The sequence below is a fragment of the Pseudomonas sp. LBUM1674 genome, assembly GCF_059695635.1.
The window spans coordinates 3524159-3544356 of the sequence record NZ_CP166779.1; the positions used below are offsets into that span (position 1 = coordinate 3524159).

Here is a 20198-nt window from a genome sequence, read left to right on the forward strand (position 1 = left end):
TCTGATCGTTCCCACGCTCTGCGTGGGAATGCAGCCCGGGACGCTCTGCGTCCCACTGGAACGCGGAGCGTCCCCTGAGGCATTCCCACGCAGAGCGTGGGAACGATCAGCCCACCAGAGGCAGCACCTCAAATAACCGTGAGGCCAACACCGTGATCAAGACCCTGAACCACCTCCCGCATCCCCATGAGACTGCGGCCGCCCTCGCCGCCCATTTCACCGACCTGGCGCCACCACTCAACGATCGCCAGGCCCACCTGGAAGCCTCGCGCTGTCTGTATTGCTACGACGCGCCCTGCGTGAATGCCTGTCCGAGCGACATCGACATTCCCTCGTTCATCCGCAATATCCACCAGGAAAACGTGCAGGGCGCCGCGCAGAAAATTCTCTCGGCCAATATCCTCGGCGGCAGTTGCGCGCGGGTTTGCCCGACGGAAATCCTCTGCCAGCAAGCCTGTGTACGCAACAACGCCCACGAATGCGCGCCGGTGCTGATCGGTCTGTTGCAACGCTACGCGGTGGACAACGCCCACTTCAGCGAACACCCATTCCAGCGCGCCGCTGCCACTGGCAAGCGCATCGCCGTGGTCGGTGCCGGACCCGCCGGATTGTCCTGCGCTCACCGCAGCGCCATGCACGGCCATGACGTGGTGATATTCGAGGCGCGGGAAAAGGCTGGCGGCCTCAATGAATACGGGATCGCCAAGTACAAGCTGGTGGACGATTATGCGCAAAAGGAGCTTGATTTCCTGTTGGCGATTGGTGGCATCGAAATCCGCCACGGCCAAAAGCTTGGCGAGAACCTGGCCCTCAGCGAGCTGCATCAACAATTCGATGCCGTGTTCCTTGGCCTCGGTCTGGCGGCCAGCAAGCAACTGGGCCTGCCCCACGAAGATGCGCCGGGCCTGCTCGCCGCCACCGACTACATCCGCGAACTGCGCCAGGCTGATGACCTGACTCAGCTGCCGCTGGCGAACCACTGCATCGTGCTCGGCGCCGGCAACACCGCCATCGACATGGCCGTGCAAATGGCGCGTCTTGGTGCGCGCGACGTCAATCTGGTGTATCGCCGCGGTGTCGAGGACATGGGTGCCACCGGCCACGAGCAAGACATCGCCAAGGCCAATCAGGTGCGCTTGATGACGTGGGCACAACCGCAAGAAGTGTTGCTCGACGACCAGGGGCAGGTGCGCGGCATGCGCTTCGCCCGCACGCACCTGGTGGAAGGTCGTCTGCAAACCACCGGGGAAACCTTCGAGCTCGCCGCCGACGCCATCTTCAAAGCGATCGGCCAAGCCTTCGACGCCGGCGCCCTCGCCGATCCCCTGGCCCGTGAACTCAAGCGCCAGGGCGAGCGAATCCTGGTCGACGAACAGCTGCGCACCAGCATCCCCGGCGTGTATGCCGGCGGTGATTGCACCAGCCTCGATCAGGACCTCACAGTGCAGGCCGTGCAACACGGCAAGCTGGCTGCCGAAGCCATCAACGCCCAACTCATGCTCAACGTGGAGGCTGCGTAAATGGCCGATCTCTCGATTGTCTTCGCCGGCATCAAAGCCCCCAACCCGTTCTGGCTGGCCTCCGCGCCACCGACCGACAAGGCCTACAACGTGGTCCGCGCCTTTGAGGCCGGCTGGGGTGGCGTGGTCTGGAAAACCCTGGGAGAAGACCCGGCGGCGGTCAACGTGTCGTCGCGTTACTCGGCGCACTTCGGGCCCAACCGAGAAGTGATGGGCTTCAACAACATCGAGCTGATCACCGACCGCACGCTGGAGATCAACCTGCGGGAAATCACCCAGGTCAAAAAGGACTGGCCGGACCGCGCGCTGATCGTCTCGCTGATGGTGCCCTGTGTCGAAGAGTCGTGGAAATCCATCTTGCCGCTGGTGGAAGCCACCGGTGCCGACGGCATCGAGCTGAACTTCGGCTGCCCCCACGGCATGCCGGAACGAGGCATGGGCGCGGCGGTCGGCCAGGTACCGGAGTATGTCGAGCAGGTCACTCGCTGGTGCAAGACTTACTGCTCGCTGCCGGTCATCGTCAAGCTCACGCCGAACATCACCGACATCCGCGTCGCCGCCCGCGCCGCCCATCGTGGCGGCGCCGACGCGGTGTCGCTGATCAACACCATCAACTCGATCACCAGCGTCAACCTGGAACGCATGGTCGCCAATCCCGCCGTCGGCAGCCAGAGCACCCACGGCGGTTATTGTGGCTCGGCGGTCAAGCCGATCGCGTTGAACATGGTCGCCGAAATCGCCCGCGACCCGCAGACCCAGGGCCTGCCGATCTGCGGCATCGGCGGCATTGGCAGCTGGCGCGACGCAGCGGAATTCATCGCCCTGGGCAGCGGCGCGGTGCAGGTATGCACGGCGGCGATGCTGCATGGCTTCCGGATAGTCGACGAGATGAAGGATGGCTTGTCACGCTGGATGGACAGTCAGGGTTACGCCAGCGTCGCAGATTTTTCAGGACGTGCGGTGAGCAACACCACGGACTGGAAGTACCTCGATATCAACTATCAGGTGATTGCGAAGATAGACCAGGAAGCCTGCATCGGATGCGGTCGCTGTCATATCGCCTGCGAAGACACCTCGCACCAGGCGGTTGCCAGCCTCAGGCAGGCGGACGGCACGCATAAGTATGAAGTGATCGATGAGGAGTGCGTGGGCTGCAACCTGTGCCAGATCACCTGTCCGGTGCAGGATTGCATCGAGATGGTGCCGATGGAGAACGGCAAGCCGTTTCTGGATTGGAATCATGATCCGCGCAATCCGTACCATGTCACCCCCTGAATTCAACGGCGCCTGAACTGACGCCATCGCGGGCAAGCCCGCTCCCACAGGGTTTTATGGCGCACACCAATCCCGTGTACACCAGAGAACCCTGTGGGAGCGGGCTTGCCCGCGAAGAGGCCAGCCGCTACACCAAATACCTCAAGGCTCCAACCCAATCCCGCGCAATATCACACTGGTCACCGTCTGCACCGCCCGCTCGAACTGCATGTCCGACAACGGCTGGTGGTCGTTCAAAATATTCACCTGATGATCAAAGTCAGCATAGTGCTGAGTCGATGCCCAGATCATATACAGCAGGCTCGAAGGCTCCACCGGCAGGATGCGTTTATCCTCCACCCACTGGCGGATTTTCGCTTCTTTCATCTTGGCCCAGTCGTACAGGCTCTCGTCCAGTTTTTCACCCAGGGTCGGGGCACCGTGGATGATTTCGTTGGCCCAGACTTTCGAGCCGTAAGGCCGGCTGCGGGAGTGGTTCATCTTGGCGCGGATGTAGCTGCTGAGTACCACCCGTGGGTCGTCGAACATCTCGAAGCACAAGGCGTCCTGTTTCCACACTTCGAGCAGGTCGAACAGCACCGCGCTGTACAGTTCGCTCTTGGTGCTGAAGTAGTAATGCAGGTTGGAACGCGGCAGTTGCACCTCGGCGGCGATGTCGGCCATGGCGGTGCTGCCGAAGCCTTTTTCGGCGAAGACCTTTTCGGCCCCCAGCAGAATTTTCTCGACGTTACTGCGGCGAATCTCGATCTTGTGATTGCCCATGAGGGCTCCCTGACAACAGCATTGGTCAAGACTAGCATCCGCCCTACTTCGGGGCGACAGGGGAAAACGAATCTTCCTACGCCCCACTTCACGTTCACGCAGGTAAACTCCCCGCCTCTTCGAACCTGCCTCTGAGGTATCCACGATGCTGCTCAAGAACGCCCTGACCACCGCCGCCCTCCTCGGCTCGCTGCTCGCCGCCTCATCGGTGTTGGCCCATGCCCATCTGAAAAGCCAGACTCCGGCTGCGGACAGTACGGTGAGCGCACCGGTGGAACTGCGCCTGGTGTTTTCCGAAGGCGTCGAAGCGACCTTCACCAAAGTCACCCTCAGCAAGGACGGAGCCAATGTCCCGGTGAAAAGCCTGGCCACCGAAGGCAGCGATAAAAAGACCCTGGTCGTGACACCGGCGGCGCCTTTGTCGGCCGGGGCTTACAAAGTCGAGTGGCATGCGGTCTCCGTCGACACCCACAAAAGCGAAGGCGCCTACAGCTTCAAGGTTGGCCAGTAATTCATGACGAGTGCGATGGTGCTGTGCCGTTTCCTGCATTTCACCGTGGTGCTGATGCTGTTCGGGGCCTGGGTGTTCAAGCCTCTGTTGCTGGGCCGCGAAACGGCACTGGATGGGCTCCTGGCGCGGGTGAGCCGATGGCTTGCGGTGCTGGCGTTGGTCAGCGGAGTCGGCTGGTTGTTGCTGATCACCGCCAGCATGGCCGGCTCCTGGGCGGCGGCATTCGATCCGTCGACCCTGGGGCTGGTGTTGGGCAAGACGTTTTTCGGCCAGGTGTGGCGCTGGCATTTGCTGCTCAATCTGCTGTTGGCGGCGTTGCTGCTGACGCCGCTGCACCGCAATGTTCCCTTGCGGATAGCCATGAGCGGGCTGTTGCTGGCGACCTTGGCCCCGGTCGGCCATGACGCCATGCTCGACGGCCTTGAAGGGCAATTGCTGATCCTCAACCAGATCATCCACCTGATTTGCGTCGGCGCCTGGCTCGGGGGATTGATGGTGTTGGTGATGATCTTGCTGCGTCCGGCAACGCCCTCTGTCAAAGGGATGTTGCAACGCTTCAGCGGTGTCGGTTTTGCCTTGGTCGCGGGGTTGCTGGTTACGGGGCTGATCAATGTTCGGGTATTGACCGGGGCGTTCTGGCCGACGCCATTGCTGAGTGGATTTGCCTTGATTCTGTTGATCAAGGTGGTGCTGGTGGGCGCGATGCTGGGGTTGGCGCTGTTCAATCGGTTGCGGATCAGGGATTGCGAGCGGCGCATGATGGCGTTGCGTGCCAGTGTGGTGCTGGAGTGGTTGCTGGGGATTGGGGCGGTGGCGGCGGTTTCGCTATTGGGAACCCTGCCACCCATGATCATGAATTGAAATACCAGGGTTCCAGCGACATACGTCCAAAGTCATCAAGTCGTCGTACAACTTCCGATTGACAATCCGCGAAATCCTCGCAAATAATCGCCCCCATGTTATACGACGACGCATGACAACAATAAAAACAAAAAAGTTATAGGGAGCGTCACAGTGAGCAAGCTCGTCCGCAATTCCTCCGCCAGCACCCCTCGCCCCGCCTTTGCACGCTGCCATACCTTGAACCTGATCAGCTTCAGCACCCTGGTTTTCGTCTTGCCCATGACCGGCAACGCCAAAGGTTTTGTCGATGATGCCAAGGCCACGCTGAACCTGCGCAACGCTTACTTCAATCGCAACTTCACCAACCCGGCAGCGCCAACCTCGGCTACTTCATCGGCAAGGAAGACGGCAGCGCCCTGGGCGGCGACCTCGACAACAAAACCGCGTTCGCCCTGCTCTCGGCCAAATACGGCGGCAACACCTTCTATGTCGGCCTGCAAAAGCGTTTTGGGGCGGGCACAAACTCTGTCGTCAGGGTTAACCGATCAATGTGGGAGCGAGCTTGCTCGCGAAGAGGGAGTGTCAGTCGACAGTAATGTGGTCTGGTACACCGCATCGCGAGCAAGCTCGCTCCCACAGGGGTCAGTGTGACGTGCCGATCGACGTTTCACTGCGATGCCCCCCGTCAAATTCGAGCAAAGTCACGTTGACAAGAGCCGGAAACCCTAACGATACTTCAACATAGTCGTACGACAACCTACAACAAATTCAACAATGATTTTACGTCCAGGAACTTGCCATGACCACCACGCCCAATGCCCCTTTCAATCGCCTTCTGCTAACCGGTGCCGCCGGTGGCCTAGGTAAAGTGCTGCGCGAAAGTCTGCGGCCTTATGCCAACGTGATTCGCCTGTCGGACATCGCCGACATCGCCCCGGCTATCGATGATCGCGAAGAAGTCGTCACCTGCGATCTTTCCGACAAGCAAGCCGTGCATCGACTGGTCGAAGGCGTGGATGCCATCCTGCACTTCGGCGGAGTGTCGGTAGAGCGTTCGTTCGAAGAAATCCTCGGCGCTAACATCTGCGGCGTGTTCCACATCTACGAAGCCGCGCGCCGCCATGGCGTCAAGCGCGTGATCTTCGCCAGTTCCAACCATGTGATCGGCTTCTACAAGCAGGACGAAGTCATTGATGCCCACTCCCCGCGCCGCCCGGACAGTTACTACGGTTTGTCCAAGTCCTACGGTGAAGACATGGCCACGTTCTACTTCGATCGTTATGGCATCGAGACCGTCAGCATCCGCATCGGCTCTTCATTCCCGGAACCGCAAAACCGCCGGATGATGAGCACCTGGCTGAGCTTCGGCGACCTCACGCAATTGCTCGAACGTGCGTTGCTCACCCCTGGCGTCGGCCACACCGTGGTGTACGGCATGTCCGATAACAAGGAAGTCTGGTGGGATAACCGATTCGCGACCTCCCTGGGCTATGAACCCAAGGACAGCTCCGAAGTGTTCCGCGAAAAAGTCGAAGCCCAGCCGATGCCGGCCGCTGATGATCCGGCGCGGGTCTATCAAGGTGGCGCTTTCTGCGCGGCCGGGCCGTTCGGCGACTGAACCCGCACCGATCCCAACCATAAAAGCCCAAGGGAATGAGTCGCCATGCACGCCGAATTGATTGTCGATGCCCGTAACGCGGTCGGTGAAAGCCCGGTCTGGGTCGCCGAGGAAAACGCCCTGTACTGGGTCGACATTCCCGCCGGGGGCCTGCAACGCTGGAGTGCCGACAACGGTCATGTCGATGCCTGGACCACCCCGCAAATGCTTGCCTGCATCGCGCGTCAAGGCAATGGACGCTGGGTGGCGGGCATGGAAAGCGGCTTCTTTGAGTTGCACCCGCATAATGACGGCAGCCTCGACAGCGAACTGCTGGCCGGCGTGGATCACGCCCGCCCCGACATGCGCCTCAACGACGGTCGTTGCGATCGCCAGGGGCGCTTCTGGGCGGGCAGCATGGTGCTGAACATGGGCGCCAATGCTGTCGATGGCACACTTTATCGCTACAGCGCCGGGCAACCGGGGCCGCTGGAGGCACAACTCGGCGGATTCATCGTGCCCAACGGCCTGGGCTTCAGTCCGGATGGCCGCACGATGTACCTGTCGGATTCCCATCCCCTGGTCCAGCAGATCTGGGCCTTCGATTACGACATCGACAACGGCACGCCGTCCAATCGCCGGCTGTTCGTCGACATGCATCAGTTCCCCGGACGTCCCGACGGCGCCGCGGTGGATGCCGAAGGCTGCTACTGGATCTGCGCCAACGACGCCGGGCTGATCCATCGTTTCACCCCCGATGGCCGACTGGACCGCTCCCTCGCGGTACCGGTGAAAAAACCCACCATGTGCGCCTTCGGCGGCAGTCGACTGGACACGCTGTTCGTGACCTCGATCCGCCCCGGAGACGACCAGGACGAACAGTCACTGGCTGGCGGCGTGTTCGCCCTCGATCCCGGCGTGAAAGGTTTGCCGGAACCTGCGTTCAACCCTTTGCCGTAACCGCTTGTGCTGCAAGATCGCAGCCTTCGGAAGCTCCTACAGTGGACCGGGCTGCGATCTTTCAACCATTCAACGCAAGACGAAAAGCCATGACACTGCTAGAACTCAAAGACAACCTCACCCACCTCACCCTCACCCTCGCCCCCGAACTCGGCTAGCCCAGCATCTGACTCAGCACTGCGCGCAACTTGCCGGGTTTCACCGGTTTGTTCAGCAGCGGTGCCTCGAGCTTTTGCAACGCGCTGCGACACTGGTCGGTGCGGTCCGCGGTGATGATGACGGCTGGAATCATCTGGGCGAAATGCTCGCGCAAATGCCGGACCACCTCACAGCCCACCACCCCGTGATCGAGGTGATAGTCGGCCAGGATCAGTTCCGGCGCCTGCCCCTGCAAAGCCGTCAGCGCGCAGGCTTCATCGGTGGCGATCACCACTTCGCAACCCCACTGCCCCAGCAACGCGCTCATGCTTTCGAGGATGCTCACTTCATTGTCCAGCACCAGCAAACGCCGCCCCGGCAACGGGTTGCCCGTGCCCGGCAGAGGCACGGCCTGACTGATCGGCAACGGGACCTCGTGGGAAATCGGCACGTCGATGCTGAACATCGAACCGCGCCCCGGCCGCGAATGCACCTGAATCCTGTAGTCGAGAATTTTCGCGATGCGCTCGACAATCGCCAGCCCCAGGCCTACGCCCTTGCGATCGGCGGCGCGGCCGACGTCCAGTTGGTTGAATTCGAGGAAGATCGAATCCAGCCGGTCCGCGGCAATCCCGCGTCCGGTGTCCCAGACTTCCAGGCGCAGCATTGGACCGCGCCGCCGGGCGCCCAGCAGGATGCTGCCCGCGTCGGTGTAACGGCAGGCGTTGCTGAGAAAGTTGCGCAGGATCCGCGTCATCAGCCGCAAGTCGGTATTGATGGCATAGTCGCCCATGTGCACGCGCAGGTTCAATCCGGCGGCTTCGGCCACCGAGCGGAATTCAGACACCAGCGGTCCGAGCAATTCATCAAGGCGGTACAGCGCAACGTCCGGTTTGACCGCGGCCTGATCAAGCCGGGAAATATCCAGCAAATCGGTGAGCAAATCTTCGGCCCCTTCCAGGGCCTGGTGCGTACGTTCCACCAACACCTGTTCGACCTCGGGCAATTTGCGCTCGCGCAAGGTCGAGATCAGCAAACGCGCGGCGTTGAGCGGTTGCAGCAGGTCATGGCTGGCGGCGGCGAGGTATTTATCCTTGCTGCGATTGGCGGCCTCGGCAGCGTCCCGGGCATCGCGCAAGGCTTCGGCGATCTGTTTACGCTGGGTGATTTGCTGCTGCAGGTTGCGGTTGGCTTCGAGCAATTCGTCAGTGCGCGCCGTGACCCGCTGTTCCAGTTGGTCGTTGAGCTGTTGCAGACGCTGCTGGGCGAGTTTGCGTTCAGTGATATCAGCGACAAAACCTTCGACCAGCCCTTCCTGATCGGGTTTGAGCAGCAGGTTCATCAGTACGTCCAGACTGCTGCCGTCCTTGCGCCGCAATTGGGTTTCGTAGCCATGCAGGCTGCCTTGGTGCCTGAGGATTTCGCCGATGTTTTCCAGCTCCCGCGCCCCGCCGACAAACAGGTTGCTGGCCAGGTCCGCCAGCGAGAACAACACCTCCTGCGGATCCTGATAGCCCAACATCCGCGCCAACGCCGGGTTGGCGGCGCGCATGCCTTCGAGCAGGCTGGCCTGGAAGATCCCGTGCACCGCGTTTTCGAACAGCCACTTGTAGCGATTACGCTCGGCCTCCAGCTCATCAAGGCGCGCGGCCAGTTCCGGGTAGTGACTCTTGCGCGCCGAATGGCTGCCTAGTCCCAGTAGTCCGGCCAGCGCCCGTTGTTGCTCGTCAGAGGGCTTCGCCATAGACGACCTCGACATCACGCTGACTGGACTCGCGCGGGTTGGTGAGGATGCACGGGTCGTGCATGGCGTGCTGCGAGAGGAACGGAATGTCCGCCGTGCTGACCCCGTGCAGGCCGAGGGTTTCATGGAAGCCGATCGCATGCTTGAGGGCGATCAGGTGCGCCACCAGCCGCCCGCAGATCTGCCGGTGATTGAGGCCCCGGCAATCAATGCCGAAGGTCTCGGCGATCACCTTGAAGCGGTCAGGCGCCGAGTTGTAGTTGAAGGCCACCACGTGTTCCACCAATACCGCGTTGCACAGGCCGTGGGGCAGGTCGAGAAAGCCACCGAGGCTGTGGGACATCGCGTGCACCGCACCGAGGATCGCGTTGGAGAACGCCAGCCCGGCCTGCATGCTGCCGAGCATGATCTTCTCGCGCAGCGCGATGTCGTTCGGGTTGGCGATCATCTGCACCAGGTTGCCGTTGATCAGGCGCATGGCTTCCAGTGCATGGGGATCGGTCAAGGGTCCGTGACCGGTCGAGACAAAGGCTTCGATGGCATGGACCAGGGCGTCGATGCCGGTACAGGCCGACAGGAACGGGTCCATGCTCAGGGTGGTTTCCGGGTCGATCAGCGACACGTCCGGCACCACGGCCTTGCTGACGATGGAGAATTTCATCCGTTCTTGCTGATTGGAAATGATCACGAATTGCGAGACGTCCGCCGAAGTGCCGGCGGTGGTTGGAATCAGGATCAGCGGCGGGCTGGGCACGCGGATGGTGTCCACGCCCTCGAACTCGAGGATGCTGCGCCCGTGGGCGACGACGATGCCGATGCCTTTGCCGCAATCCATCGGACTGCCGCCACCGACAGCGACTATCACATCACAGTGGTTTTCCCGGTACAGCTCGGCACCGAGCATGACTTCTTCGACCCGCGGGTTGGGCGATACGTCGCTGTACAGGAAGTAATCGATGCCCTGGGCTTGCAGGCTGGCCTCGACATCCGCCACCCATCCGGCGGCAATCACCCCGGGGTCGCTGACCACCAGCACCTTGCGGGCACCGAAGGTCTTGGCGTAGTTGCCGACGTTGTGCCGGCAACCGGCACCAAAGATGATTTCAGGCGAAACGAATTTACGCAGCTGGCTGAGACTCTGGCTCATTGGAAAGCCTGTTTTTTATTGTTTTGGAAGGTAAAGCCACACTAACGCATCCGGTGGTGAATGCAATCAGACCAATGGGTAGGCCGCGGCTACCCAAATCTTATATCTAACGCAAAACCCTGTGTTGGATGTACCTATTCGATTTATCCGCGAAAGATCAGCCGCGAAGCCTTTTCATTGCGCAACGTCAGGTGTTCCATGCCCAACCCCGGCGCATCAGCCTCCTCCCGGGCCTTGAGGATCACCCCATGATGGGGCGACTTGCTGCACACCGGGTCGGCATTTTCCGCATCGCCGGTGAGCATGAACGCCTGGCAGCGGCAACCGCCCAGGTCCTTGTGCTTTTCATCGCAGGAGCGGCACGGTTCCTTCATCCAGCCATCACCGCGAAAACGGTTGAAGCCGAAGGAGTCGGTCCAGATGTGCTCGATACTGTGCTCGCGCACGTTGGGAAACTGCACCGGCAACTGTCGCGCGCTGTGGCAAGGCAGCGCGGTGCCGTCCGGAGTGATGTCGAGAAACAGGTTGGCCCAGCCGTTCATACACGTCTTGGGGCGTTCTTCGTAGTAGTCCGGGGTGACGAAAATCAGCTTGCACGGATGGCCCTGGGCCTCCAGACGCTCGCGGTACTCGTTAGTGATGCGCTCGGCACGCTGCAGTTGTTCGCGGGTCGGCAGCAGGCCGACGCGGTTGAGCTCGGCCCAACCGTAGAACTGGCAGGTGGCCAACTCGACGAAATCCGCCTCCAGTTCCAGGCACAAGTCGATGATCTTCGCGATCTCGTCGATGTTGTGCCGATGGGTGACGAAGTTCAGCACCATCGGATACCCCTGGGCTTTCACCGCCCGGGCCATCGCCAGTTTCTGGGCGAAAGCCTTGCGCGAGCCGGCGAGCATGTTGTTCACCGCTTCGTCGGCGGCCTGGAAGCTGATCTGGATATGGTCCAGCCCGGCGACCTTGAAGTCGCGCACCTTCTGTTCGGTCAGGCCGATGCCCGAGGTAATGAGGTTGGTGTAGTAACCCATGTCCCGGGCGGCCTTGATCAGCTCGACCAGGTCCTGGCGAACCAACGGCTCGCCACCGGAAAACCCCAGTTGCGCCGCGCCCATGTCCCTCGCCTCGCGAAACACGCGAATCCATTCTTCCGTGCTCAGCTCCTCACCTGATTTGGCAAAGTCCAGCGGGTTGGAGCAATACGGGCATTGCAGGGGGCAACGATAGGTCAGCTCCGCCAGCAACCACAGCGGCGGTCCCGGAGGCGAATCATTCGATCCAGAATTGCGCATGGGCCACCTCCAGGAACGCCAGCACGTCCTCGTCAATCCCCGGTACGCCAGGGAAACTCGCGGACAGCAGATCAATGATCGCCGCCACGCTGCGCCGACCGTCCAGCAGATCGAGGATCTGCCCAGCGCTGACGTTGAGCTTGATCATGCCTTCGGGGTACAGCAACACGTGGCAGTCCTGACGCGGCTCCCATTGCAGGCGAAAACCCTGGCGCAGGGACGGTGCCTGCTCGCGTTTGATCAGGCTCACAGGGTAATCCCCCGGTGCCAGACCTTCTCGGTCGTCACCGTGTGAAACGGCGGGCGCTCCAGCTCATAGGCCATGCTCATGGCATCAAGCATGCTCCACAGCACGTCGAGCTTGAACTGCAGAATCTCCAGCATGCGTTGCTGGGCCTCGAAGGTCACGTAGTGCGCCAGGGTGATACGCAAACCATGCTCGACATCGCGCCGCGCCTGGCTCAGGCGAGTGCGAAAGTAGTCGTAGCCGGCGCCGTCGATCCACGGGTAATGGGTCGGCCAGGCGTCGAGCCGGGATTGGTGGATCTGTGGCGCGAACAGCTCGGTCAGGGAGCTGCTGGCCGCTTCCTGCCAGCAGGCGCGGCGGGCGAAATTGACGTAGGCGTCCACAGCGAAGCGCACGCCCGGCAGCACCCGCTCTTGCGAGAGGATTTGTTCGCGATCGAGGCCCACGGCTTCGCCCAGTCGTAGCCAGGCTTCGATGCCGCCTTCGCTGCCGGGCACGCCGTCATGGTCGAGAATCCGTTGCAGCCATTCCCGGCGTACCTCGCGGTCGGGGCAGTTGGCGAGGATCGCTGCATCCTTGAGTGGGATGTTCACCTGGTAATAGAAACGATTGGCGACCCAGCCCTGGATCTGCTCGCGGCTGGCGCGGCCGGCGTACATGGCTTGGTGGAATGGGTGGTGGATGTGGTAAAAGGCGCCTTTGGCGCGCAGGGCCTGTTCGAATTCGGTGGGGGTCATCGCGGTGTCGGTCATTGCGGTTCTCCGCTGCTCCAGCAACAGGCCCGGCCAACGCCACGGCTGGCCGGGCGGGCAATCAACGGTTGGCGAAATACATCGTCACTTCGAAGCCAATGCGCAGATCGGTAAACGCGGGTTTAGTCCACATGGGTCAATCCTCTTCTTGTGCCGGACGATTCCGGTAAAGCCATTAATGCACGGGGTGCGAGGCGATCGAATGCTACTTTCGAAGGAGGTGGCGGCGTGCGTTGGTAGGGGGTGTAACGCGGACATTGGAAATACACAAACCCTGTGGGAGCGGGCTTGCCCGCGATGGCGGCGTCACATTCAACACATTCGTTGACTGACACTCCGCTATCGCGGGCAAGCCCGCTCCCACAGGTTTTTGTGGTGTTCTTGCGGGGTTAGAAGAACCCCATCGGATTGATGTCGTAGCTCACCAGCAGGTTTTTGGTCTGCTGATAATGGTCGAGCATCATCTTGTGATTCTCACGACCGACACCGGATTTCTTGTAGCCACCGAACGCGGCATGCGCCGGGTACAGGTGGTAGCAGTTGGTCCACACTCGCCCGGCCTTGATCGCCCGGCCCATGCGGTAGGCGCGGTTGATGTCGCGGGTCCACAGGCCGGCGCCCAGGCCGAACTCGCTGTCGTTGGCAATGGCCAGGGCTTCGGCTTCGTCCTTGAAGGTGGTGATACCCACCACCGGGCCGAAGATTTCTTCCTGGAACACGCGCATTTTGTTGTGGCCCTTGAGCAGGGTCGGCTGGATGTAATAACCCGTCGACAAGTCACCCTCAAGACGCTCGGCCGCGCCGCCGGTGAGCAGTTCGGCACCCTCCTCCTGGGCGATTTTCAGGTACGAGAGGATCTTGTCGTATTGCTGCTCGGACGCCTGGGCGCCGACCATGGTTTCGGTGTCCAGGGGATTGCCGCGCTTGATCTTGACGATCTTCTTCATCACCACTTTCATGAAGTCGTCGTAGATCGACTCCTGCACCAGCGCTCGCGACGGACAGGTGCAGACTTCGCCCTGGTTGAAGAACGCCAGCACCAGGCCTTCGGCAGCCTTCTCGATGAACTGCGGTTCGGCGTTCATGATGTCTTCGAAGAAGATGTTTGGCGACTTGCCGCCCAGCTCCACGGTGGACGGAATGATGTTCTCGGCGGCGCACTTCATGATGTGCGCGCCGATCGGGGTGGAACCGGTGAAGGCGATCTTGGCGATGCGCTTGCTGGTGGCCAGGGCTTCACCGGCTTCGCGACCGAAACCTTGCACGATGTTCAGCACGCCGGCCGGCAGCAAGTCGGCGATCAGCTCGGCGAAGACCATGATCGACAGCGGGGTCTGCTCGGCGGGTTTGAGTACCACGCAGTTACCGGCGGCCAGGGCCGGGGCGAGTTTCCAGGCGGCCATCAGCAGCGGGAAGTTCCACGGAATAATCTGTCCAACCACGCCCAGCGGCTCGTGGAAGTGATAAGCCGTGGTCAGTTCGTTGATCTCGGCGGCACCGCCCTCTTGAGCGCGGATGCAACCCGCGAAGTAACGGAAATGGTCGGCGGCCAGTGGCACGTCGGCATTCAGGGTTTCGCGTACGGCTTTGCCGTTGTCCCAGGTTTCGGTGACGGCGAGGATTTCCAGGTTTTGCTCAATGCGATCGGCGATTTTCAGCAGCACCAAAGAGCGGTCCTGCGCCGAAGTCTTGCCCCAGGCGTCAGCAGCGGCATGCGCGGCATCCAGGGCTTTTTCGATGTCGGCGGCGCTGGAGCGCGGGAATTCGGCGATCACTTCCCCAGTGACCGGTGAGGTGTTGGTGAAGTACTCACCGTTGACCGGCGCGACGAATTCGCCGCCGATGAAGTTGCCGTAGCGCGCCTTGAACGTCACGACGGCGCCTGGTGTTCCGGGTTGTGCGTAGATCATGGTGGGCCTCTGTCTGGGTCGGTGCCTGTCGGGCAAACAGGCGATGCATCGATAATAGAGAGCCCCGTGCGCCAGACGAATGCGCCGTTGGCAGGGGGATTCTCGTTATTTGGTCGTAGGTTTGCGCACATCTACCTGTTGATGATCGTTCCCACGCTCTGCGTGGGAATGCAGCCAGGGACGCTCTGCGTCCCAAGAGCCGAACGCGGAGCGTCCGATGAGGCATTCCCACGCGGAGCGTGGGAACGATCAAGGCAGCGATCAGTGCTTGGCCACGAGGTCTTTCGGCAACTTGAACGTCCAGAGCATCCCGCCCTGGTTGAAGTCCTTGATGCGCTTGGCCACTTCGCCCCCCCACAGCGGTACCGCACCGCCCCAGCCCGAGAGCACCGAGACGTATTGTTCACCGTCCATTTCCCAGGTCACGGGCGAGCCGAGTACGCCGGAGCCGGTCTGGAATTCCCAGACTTTCTCACCGGTCTTGGCATTGAACGCTTGCAGGAAACCTTCCGGCGTACCGGTGAACACCAGGTTGCCCTTGGTGGTCAGCACTCCGCCCCACAACGGCGCGTAGTTCTTGTGGCGCCAGACTTCCTTGCCGGTTTTCGGGTCGATGGCCCGCAGCACGCCGATGTAGTCTTCATTCAATGGCTTGATGGTGAAACCGGCACCGAGGAACGCCGCGCCTTTCTTGTAGGCGATGCCTTCGTTCCAGATGTCCATGCCCCACTCGTTGGACGGCACGTAGAACAGCCCGGTGTCCTTGTTGTAAGCCATCGGCATCCAGTTTTTCGCGCCGAGGAATGCCGGTGCTACGAATACCGAACTGCCTTTGGCTTCGGTGCCTGGCGCGCCTGGGCGGCTGGCGTCGTTGTAGATCGGCCGGCCCTCTTTATCCAGGCCGGTGGCCCAGGTGATTTTGTCCACGAACGGGAAGCCGCGAATGAACTTGCCGTTGGTGCGGTCCAGCACGTAGAAAAAGCCGTTACGGTCAGCGGTCGCGGCGGCTTTGATCTCTTTGCCGCCTTCGGTGTAGTTGAACGAGACCAGCTCGTTTACGCCGTCATAGTCCCAGCCGTCGTGAGGCGTGCTCTGGAAGTGCCATTTGATGGTGCCGTCGTCCGGATTGAGCGCCAGGCGCGAAGACGAATAGAGGTTGTCGCCAGGACGCAGGTGCGAGTTCCACGGCGCCGGGTTGCCGGTGCCAAACAGCAGCAGATTGGTTTCCGGGTCGTAGTAACCGCCTAGCCAAGGGGCGGCACCGCCGGTTTTCCAGAGATCGCCGGGCCAGGTCTTGCCGGCTTCACCGCCGGAGATGCCGTTCTCTACCGCTTTGCCGTCCTTGTAGACGAAGCCCATGTGGCCTTCAACGGTTGGACGGGTCCACAACAAGTTACCGTTTTTCGGGTCGTAGGCTTCGATTTTGCCAACCACCCCGAACTCACCCCCGGCCACGCCGGTAATCAGTTTGCCGTTGATCACCAACGGTGCGGCGCTGATCGAGTAGCCTTCCTTGTGATCAGCGACCTTCTTGCTCCATACGACTTTGCCGGTGTCCTTGTTCAGGGCCACGAGCTTGGCGTCGAGCGTGCCGAAGAACACCAGGTCCCCGTACAGTGCAACACCGCGATTGATCACGTCGCAGCACGGGCGGATGTCGTCGGGCAGGCGCGCATCGTATTGCCAGAGTTTCTTGCCGGTGCGTGCATCCACCGCGAACACCCGCGAGTAGGAACCGGTCAGGTACATCACGCCGTCCTTGATCATCGGCTGTGCTTGTTGACCGCGTTGTTTTTCACCGCCGAAGGAGAACGCCCAGACCGGCCGCAAGTCCTTCACGTTGTCGACGTTGAGGGTATCGAGCGGACTGTAGCGCTGACCCTGAACGCCCAGACCGTTGGTGACGATCTGCTCCGGGTTCTTGGGGTCCTGGAGGATGTCCTGGTCGGTGACGGCGGCCAATGCCGTGCCGGACAACAGCATGGCACTGAGCAGCACGCTCAGGACGAAGGGTTGGCGACGTGCGGGTTGGGTCATGACGGCTACCTCTGCGGTTTTTGTTATACCCGGGAAATTTTCCCGGTCTGGTGCAGATTCTTGGCCGCCGCCGCCCTGGCAACAATTGCCCGCAGTGTTGAGATTGCTAGTTCCTTAGTAGCGGGTCGGAGGGGATGAACACCGGATTTTGCGATCAACACCGGCCAACTGTAGGAGCGAGCTTGCTCGCGAAAAACGTGAGAGCGCCGCGTTCATCCAGGCAGTCCCCGTCATCGTTAACGTCCTTCGCGAGCAAGCTCGCTCCTACAGTTGATGTGTGTTGTTCATTTGTTTGCGGTGGAATCCACCCGCGTCATCTGTGAGCGCTCGTAACGCGGATACAGATGGCTGACGCTGCGGATCAGTTCGTAACGGCTCAGTGTGATTCCGGCGAAACGCTCGGGAATGGGGCTGCGGATCATCTCGGCCATGTCGCTGCCATTGGCGGCGCCGTCGCGCATGAGCTCGTCGAGCCAGGTCAGGTAGTCACGCATTTGCTCGAAGGGCTGTTGATCGCTGGCCACCGGCCCATGCCCCGGCACGATCAAACTCCACGGCAACCCTTGCAGCGTGGCGATGTCCGCCAGCCACACCGCCAGCCCCGGACTGTTGGGCGTGGTCAGTGCCCGTTGGTAAAACACCAGATCCCCGGCAAACAGCACGCCGGTTTTCCGGTCGAGAATAGCCAGATCCGCACCTGTGTGCCCACCCAGGCTCAGCAGGTGCAGATCGTGATTCCCAAAACTGTGTACGCCAGGCGTCAGCGTCTGCGTCGGCAACCGCACTTCGGTGCCGCGCATCCAGTCACCCACCAGCCGATACAGGTTCTCGGCCATGGCATCGCCCTGCTGCCGCAGCAGGTCGGTGGTGCCGGCCAACGCCCCGATCGGTACGTCGCTGAAGGCCTGGTTACCCAGCACATGATCAGGATGATGATGGGTCAGCAACACCTGGATCACCGGTTTATCGGTGGTCGCGGCAATCGCCTTGCGCATCGCTTCACCGTAGCGCCGGGACGGCCCGGTATCGATCACCACCACGCCGCGCTCGGTGACGATGAACGCGGTGTTGACGATGTTGCCGCCGTTGGCCTTGGCGAAATTGTCGGTGCTGCCTTCGAGCAGCCAGGTGCCTTCGGCGATCTGCCGGGGCTTGAGTGCATAGTCGAGCTCGGCCAGGGCCGGCAGGCTCAGGCTCATGAACAACAGCAACATCCAGCGCATCACGCGCTCCTTGGGGTCAGGGTATGGCCGCATCGAATTGATTGCCGCTGTTATCACGCAACAACAGGCGGGTCTGCCCTGCCCCTTCGATATCGAACGCCAGGCTGGGGTTTTCGCTGACGGCGGGGAACAGTTCAAGACGGGCCAGCAACTGATCGTGCTGGTCGCGCAGTTCAGCCTGGTTGATGAAGAACTCCGGGATGCCGCTGACCATGCCGTTGTCCATCGGGTGCGCCACCTGCAGGCGCAGACGACTGGATTGGCCACGGGGATAACGACCGCCGAGCACTTCGCCGAGGTGGTCCTCCCAGCCCGCTTGCGTGCGCACCACGCTCGGCGCCGTGCAACCGCCACCCGCCGCATCGATCAGCGTCGAGCCGACATGCCACAGCCCGTCGCGGGTCAGCACCGCCGCGCGCAGCGGCGTCGCCTGTTCGATACGGATACGGATCGACAGCCACGGCAGCACCCGGTCCAGCGGTTGGAAATCGACGATTTTCGGCAACGGATTGAGTTCGGCCCAGGCGAGGATTTTCACCACCTCGCCCTTGAACGCCCGGGCATCGATTTCCAGCGGTACTTGCCGGGCGTCTTCGGCGAACGGCGGCGCGAGCAGCTTGACCCGCTCATCGAACACGAACGGCGCATCGCCGAGCATTTGCTTGTGATAAAAGGCCCACATCACCGAGGGCACCGGGTCCTTGCCCGGTTCGATGTCCACCCCATGGGCTGCCAGGGGCAACCAGCAGGCCAACAGCCAACTCGCTCGCCAGTTCACTGTTGATACATCTCGGGCACGTCGTAGCGCAGGCCGTAGCGGGCATAGATGGCTTTCACCGAACCCTCGCGAATCAACGCTTCCAGCCCCTCCTCCACGGCATAAGCCAATTGACGATTGCTTTCGTGCACCGCCATGCCGATTTCCCACAGCTGCTTGCCCATGTTCGGGTAAGCGTTTTGCGCCAGCGCCAGTTGCGGGTCCGCCGCCTGGTGCACCTGCCAGTCGATCTCGCCACGCATCGCCATGACGGCATCGACTTCACCGGCCTTCATCGCCGCAAACGCCTGAGCCACGCCGGGATAATGGTGAGCCTTGCCGACGAGCATGCCGTTGAACACCGAGGTCAGGTAGAACGACGGCACACTGTCGACCTCGACGCCGATCGGGTGATGCTCGAACACCGCGACGCTGCCCACCTTCTCCAGCCGGCGGCGGTCGAAGGCGACTTGCCATTGTTCGCTCTGGTACGGTCCGAACATCACCACATGGCCGTTTTCCAGCTCGCCCAGTTCATTGCGTTTACGGGCGTAGTCCTGGTCGTAGGGCACGCGCATCATCAGGTCGGCCAGTTGCAGGTCGTGCAACTGGCTGGCGCGCCAGATGTAATCGCGCAGGTCGTCGTCGAGCTTCTCGCCGGCCGGTGCCCAGATCAGCGTCAAACGCACGCCCAGCGCCCTGGCCAAGGCCTGGGCGAGTTCGACATCGACCCCGCGCGGCTGGCCGGCGTCTTCAAAACTGTAGGGGGCGAAGTCCTTGTAGACCGCCACCTTCAGCTCCCCAGCGGCGATCATTTCGTCATAGGTACGGACCTGCGCCTGCGCCGCCTGGCAGCACAGCAACACAGCGCTGATCAACACAGCGAGCAGGCGCATGAATTACTCCTCGACGTGAACGCTGTCCAGATAGGTGCGCACCGCCCACAAGGCTTCCTGGCTCAGGTAGTCGGCCATCTTCGGCATGTACACCCGGCCATCGCGCACCGCACCGTGGCGGACCCGTTCGACGAACCATTCATCACCGGCATCGCCGGCATCGAGCATGCGCAGGTCGGGGGCGATGCCGCCGGACTTGGCTTCCAGGCCATGGCAGGCCGCGCAGTTCTGGTTATAGGCCGATGAGCCGATTTCCACGGCCTTGTCGTGTTCCGGGGAGGTGCGATAGGGGTTCACCGCCGCCCAGCCATCGGCATCGACCTGCACGCCGGCGTCCTTGATCGGGGTCAGGCCCTGGGTGGCGACGGCCTGGGGTACGACGTCGCCGTGAGCCCAGACTGAACCTGCACTGATAAAGCCGGCCAGCAGTCCGGCAACGAGCAAGGCGTTGCGTTTTGTTGTCATTGTTATGCCCTCGAGATTGCACGCAAAACCTCCTTGAAGAGGCTATGGCACCCATCTTAAGAAGGGCTTCGCGCAAGCCCCATGCTGCTTTGGTGTCCGCCACCCGGTACCTTGGTAGTAGGGCTTGT

19 protein-coding genes and 1 pseudogene are annotated in these 20198 nt (G+C 61.6%); 7 read left to right on the forward strand and 13 right to left on the reverse strand.

From position 1 onward, the window contains the following. Positions 1-152: 152 nt before the first annotated feature. Both ACA067_RS16230 and preA read left to right on the forward strand, forming a co-directional pair. Positions 153-1520, forward strand: a complete 1368-nt coding sequence (locus ACA067_RS16230; protein ID WP_497462687.1) for an NAD(P)-dependent oxidoreductase — start codon at positions 153-155, stop codon at positions 1518-1520. Continuing rightward, positions 1521-2795 (forward strand): NAD-dependent dihydropyrimidine dehydrogenase subunit PreA, encoded by a 1275-nt coding sequence (preA, locus tag ACA067_RS16235; protein WP_497462688.1) that lies wholly within the window; start codon positions 1521-1523, stop codon positions 2793-2795. A 141-nt stretch (positions 2796-2936) separates the two neighbouring features. Here the strand turns inward: preA and ACA067_RS16240 are convergent, their stop codons facing one another. After that, positions 2937-3557, reverse strand: coding sequence for a TetR/AcrR family transcriptional regulator (locus ACA067_RS16240; RefSeq protein WP_497462689.1), 621 nt, complete (start codon positions 3555-3557; stop codon positions 2937-2939). Between the two features lie 145 nt (positions 3558-3702). Here ACA067_RS16240 and copC point away from each other — a divergent pair, with 145 nt between their 5' ends. The 5 genes and pseudogenes from copC to ACA067_RS16265 all read left to right on the forward strand — a co-directional run bounded on the left by copC (position 3703) and on the right by ACA067_RS16265 (position 7468). Further along, entirely contained in the window at positions 3703-4068 is a 366-nt protein-coding gene (copC, locus tag ACA067_RS16245) for a copper homeostasis periplasmic binding protein CopC (RefSeq protein WP_497462690.1), read from the forward strand. A 3-nt stretch (positions 4069-4071) separates the two neighbouring features. Further along, positions 4072-4929, forward strand: coding sequence for a copper homeostasis membrane protein CopD (copD, locus tag ACA067_RS16250; protein ID WP_497462691.1), 858 nt, complete (start codon positions 4072-4074; stop codon positions 4927-4929). Between the two features lie 356 nt (positions 4930-5285). Further along, positions 5286-5453 (forward strand): annotated as a pseudogene (locus ACA067_RS16255) (OprD family outer membrane porin); the annotation flags it as partial. A gap of 257 nt (positions 5454-5710) precedes the next feature. Further along, positions 5711-6529 (forward strand): NAD-dependent epimerase/dehydratase family protein, encoded by an 819-nt coding sequence (locus ACA067_RS16260; RefSeq protein WP_497462692.1) that lies wholly within the window; start codon positions 5711-5713, stop codon positions 6527-6529. 45 nt (positions 6530-6574) lie between these two features. Further along, positions 6575-7468, forward strand: coding sequence for an SMP-30/gluconolactonase/LRE family protein (locus ACA067_RS16265; RefSeq protein WP_497462693.1), 894 nt, complete (start codon positions 6575-6577; stop codon positions 7466-7468). A gap of 154 nt (positions 7469-7622) precedes the next feature. On the opposite strand, the gene ACA067_RS16270 is transcribed toward ACA067_RS16265, so the two are convergent. From ACA067_RS16270 to pedF, 12 genes are all read right to left on the reverse strand, one after another. Then, positions 7623-9350 (reverse strand): hybrid sensor histidine kinase/response regulator, encoded by a 1728-nt coding sequence (locus ACA067_RS16270; protein ID WP_497462694.1) that lies wholly within the window; start codon positions 9348-9350, stop codon positions 7623-7625. Beyond that, the gene (gene ercA, locus ACA067_RS16275; protein ID WP_497462695.1) at positions 9334-10497 is read right to left on the reverse strand and encodes an alcohol dehydrogenase-like regulatory protein ErcA; all 1164 of its coding nucleotides are present in this window, start codon (positions 10495-10497) and stop codon (positions 9334-9336) included. The genes ACA067_RS16270 and ercA overlap by 17 nt, the downstream gene beginning before the upstream one ends. Before the next feature lie 143 nt (positions 10498-10640). After that, a complete protein-coding gene (gene pqqE / locus ACA067_RS16280) occupies positions 10641-11783 on the reverse strand; it encodes a pyrroloquinoline quinone biosynthesis protein PqqE (RefSeq protein WP_497462696.1) in 1143 nt (380 codons plus the stop codon). Further along, a complete protein-coding gene (gene pqqD / locus ACA067_RS16285; RefSeq protein WP_497462697.1) occupies positions 11761-12033 on the reverse strand; it encodes a pyrroloquinoline quinone biosynthesis peptide chaperone PqqD in 273 nt (90 codons plus the stop codon). The genes pqqE and pqqD overlap by 23 nt, the downstream gene beginning before the upstream one ends. Further along, positions 12030-12782 (reverse strand): pyrroloquinoline-quinone synthase PqqC, encoded by a 753-nt coding sequence (gene pqqC, locus ACA067_RS16290; protein ID WP_497462698.1) that lies wholly within the window; start codon positions 12780-12782, stop codon positions 12030-12032. The genes pqqD and pqqC overlap by 4 nt, the downstream gene beginning before the upstream one ends. 61 nt (positions 12783-12843) lie before the next feature. Further along, the gene (gene pqqA / locus ACA067_RS16295) at positions 12844-12915 is read right to left on the reverse strand and encodes a pyrroloquinoline quinone precursor peptide PqqA (RefSeq protein WP_003253598.1); all 72 of its coding nucleotides are present in this window, start codon (positions 12913-12915) and stop codon (positions 12844-12846) included. A 256-nt stretch (positions 12916-13171) separates the two neighbouring features. Beyond that, complete coding sequence (exaC, locus tag ACA067_RS16300; protein ID WP_497462699.1) at positions 13172-14692, reverse strand: acetaldehyde dehydrogenase ExaC; 1521 nt, start codon at positions 14690-14692, stop codon at positions 13172-13174. Positions 14693-14953: 261 nt separating this feature from the next. Continuing rightward, positions 14954-16729 carry a PQQ-dependent methanol/ethanol family dehydrogenase gene (locus ACA067_RS16305; protein ID WP_497462700.1) on the reverse strand — a complete coding sequence of 592 codons (1776 nt, stop codon included), beginning with the start codon at positions 16727-16729 and terminating at the stop codon, positions 14954-14956. 284 nt (positions 16730-17013) lie between these two features. Further along, positions 17014-17952, reverse strand: coding sequence for a quinoprotein relay system zinc metallohydrolase 1 (locus tag ACA067_RS16310; protein ID WP_497462701.1), 939 nt, complete (start codon positions 17950-17952; stop codon positions 17014-17016). A 16-nt stretch (positions 17953-17968) separates the two neighbouring features. Then, complete coding sequence (locus ACA067_RS16315) at positions 17969-18730, reverse strand: quinoprotein dehydrogenase-associated SoxYZ-like carrier (RefSeq protein ID WP_497433902.1); 762 nt, start codon at positions 18728-18730, stop codon at positions 17969-17971. Then, positions 18727-19605 carry a substrate-binding periplasmic protein gene (locus tag ACA067_RS16320; RefSeq protein WP_497457536.1) on the reverse strand — a complete coding sequence of 293 codons (879 nt, stop codon included), beginning with the start codon at positions 19603-19605 and terminating at the stop codon, positions 18727-18729. Before ACA067_RS16320 ends, ACA067_RS16315 begins: the two co-directional genes overlap by 4 nt. Before the next feature lie 3 nt (positions 19606-19608). Beyond that, a complete protein-coding gene (pedF, locus tag ACA067_RS16325) occupies positions 19609-20070 on the reverse strand; it encodes a cytochrome c-550 PedF (RefSeq protein WP_497457537.1) in 462 nt (153 codons plus the stop codon). Positions 20071-20198: the final 128 nt, after the last annotated feature.

Excerpts from the sequence above, each read along its gene's own strand:
- preA (WP_497462688.1), top strand. The coding sequence starts at position 1,521 with ATGGCCGATCTCTCGATTGTCTTCGCCGGCATCAAAGCCCCCAACCCG.
- ACA067_RS16240 (WP_497462689.1), bottom strand. The coding sequence starts at position 3,557 with ATGGGCAATCACAAGATCGAGATTCGCCGCAGTAACGTCGAGAAAATT.
- copC (WP_497462690.1), top strand. The coding sequence starts at position 3,703 with ATGCTGCTCAAGAACGCCCTGACCACCGCCGCCCTCCTCGGCTCGCTG.
- copD (WP_497462691.1), top strand. The coding sequence starts at position 4,072 with ATGACGAGTGCGATGGTGCTGTGCCGTTTCCTGCATTTCACCGTGGTG.
- ACA067_RS16260 (WP_497462692.1), top strand. The coding sequence starts at position 5,711 with ATGACCACCACGCCCAATGCCCCTTTCAATCGCCTTCTGCTAACCGGT.
- ACA067_RS16265 (WP_497462693.1), top strand. The coding sequence starts at position 6,575 with ATGCACGCCGAATTGATTGTCGATGCCCGTAACGCGGTCGGTGAAAGC.
- ACA067_RS16270 (WP_497462694.1), bottom strand. The coding sequence starts at position 9,350 with ATGGCGAAGCCCTCTGACGAGCAACAACGGGCGCTGGCCGGACTACTG.
- ercA (WP_497462695.1), bottom strand. The coding sequence starts at position 10,497 with ATGAGCCAGAGTCTCAGCCAGCTGCGTAAATTCGTTTCGCCTGAAATC.
- pqqE (WP_497462696.1), bottom strand. The coding sequence starts at position 11,783 with ATGCGCAATTCTGGATCGAATGATTCGCCTCCGGGACCGCCGCTGTGG.
- pqqC (WP_497462698.1), bottom strand. The coding sequence starts at position 12,782 with ATGACCGACACCGCGATGACCCCCACCGAATTCGAACAGGCCCTGCGC.
- exaC (WP_497462699.1), bottom strand. The coding sequence starts at position 14,692 with ATGATCTACGCACAACCCGGAACACCAGGCGCCGTCGTGACGTTCAAG.
- ACA067_RS16305 (WP_497462700.1), bottom strand. The coding sequence starts at position 16,729 with ATGACCCAACCCGCACGTCGCCAACCCTTCGTCCTGAGCGTGCTGCTC.
- ACA067_RS16310 (WP_497462701.1), bottom strand. The coding sequence starts at position 17,952 with ATGCGCTGGATGTTGCTGTTGTTCATGAGCCTGAGCCTGCCGGCCCTG.
- ACA067_RS16320 (WP_497457536.1), bottom strand. The coding sequence starts at position 19,605 with ATGCGCCTGCTCGCTGTGTTGATCAGCGCTGTGTTGCTGTGCTGCCAG.
- pedF (WP_497457537.1), bottom strand. The coding sequence starts at position 20,070 with ATGACAACAAAACGCAACGCCTTGCTCGTTGCCGGACTGCTGGCCGGC.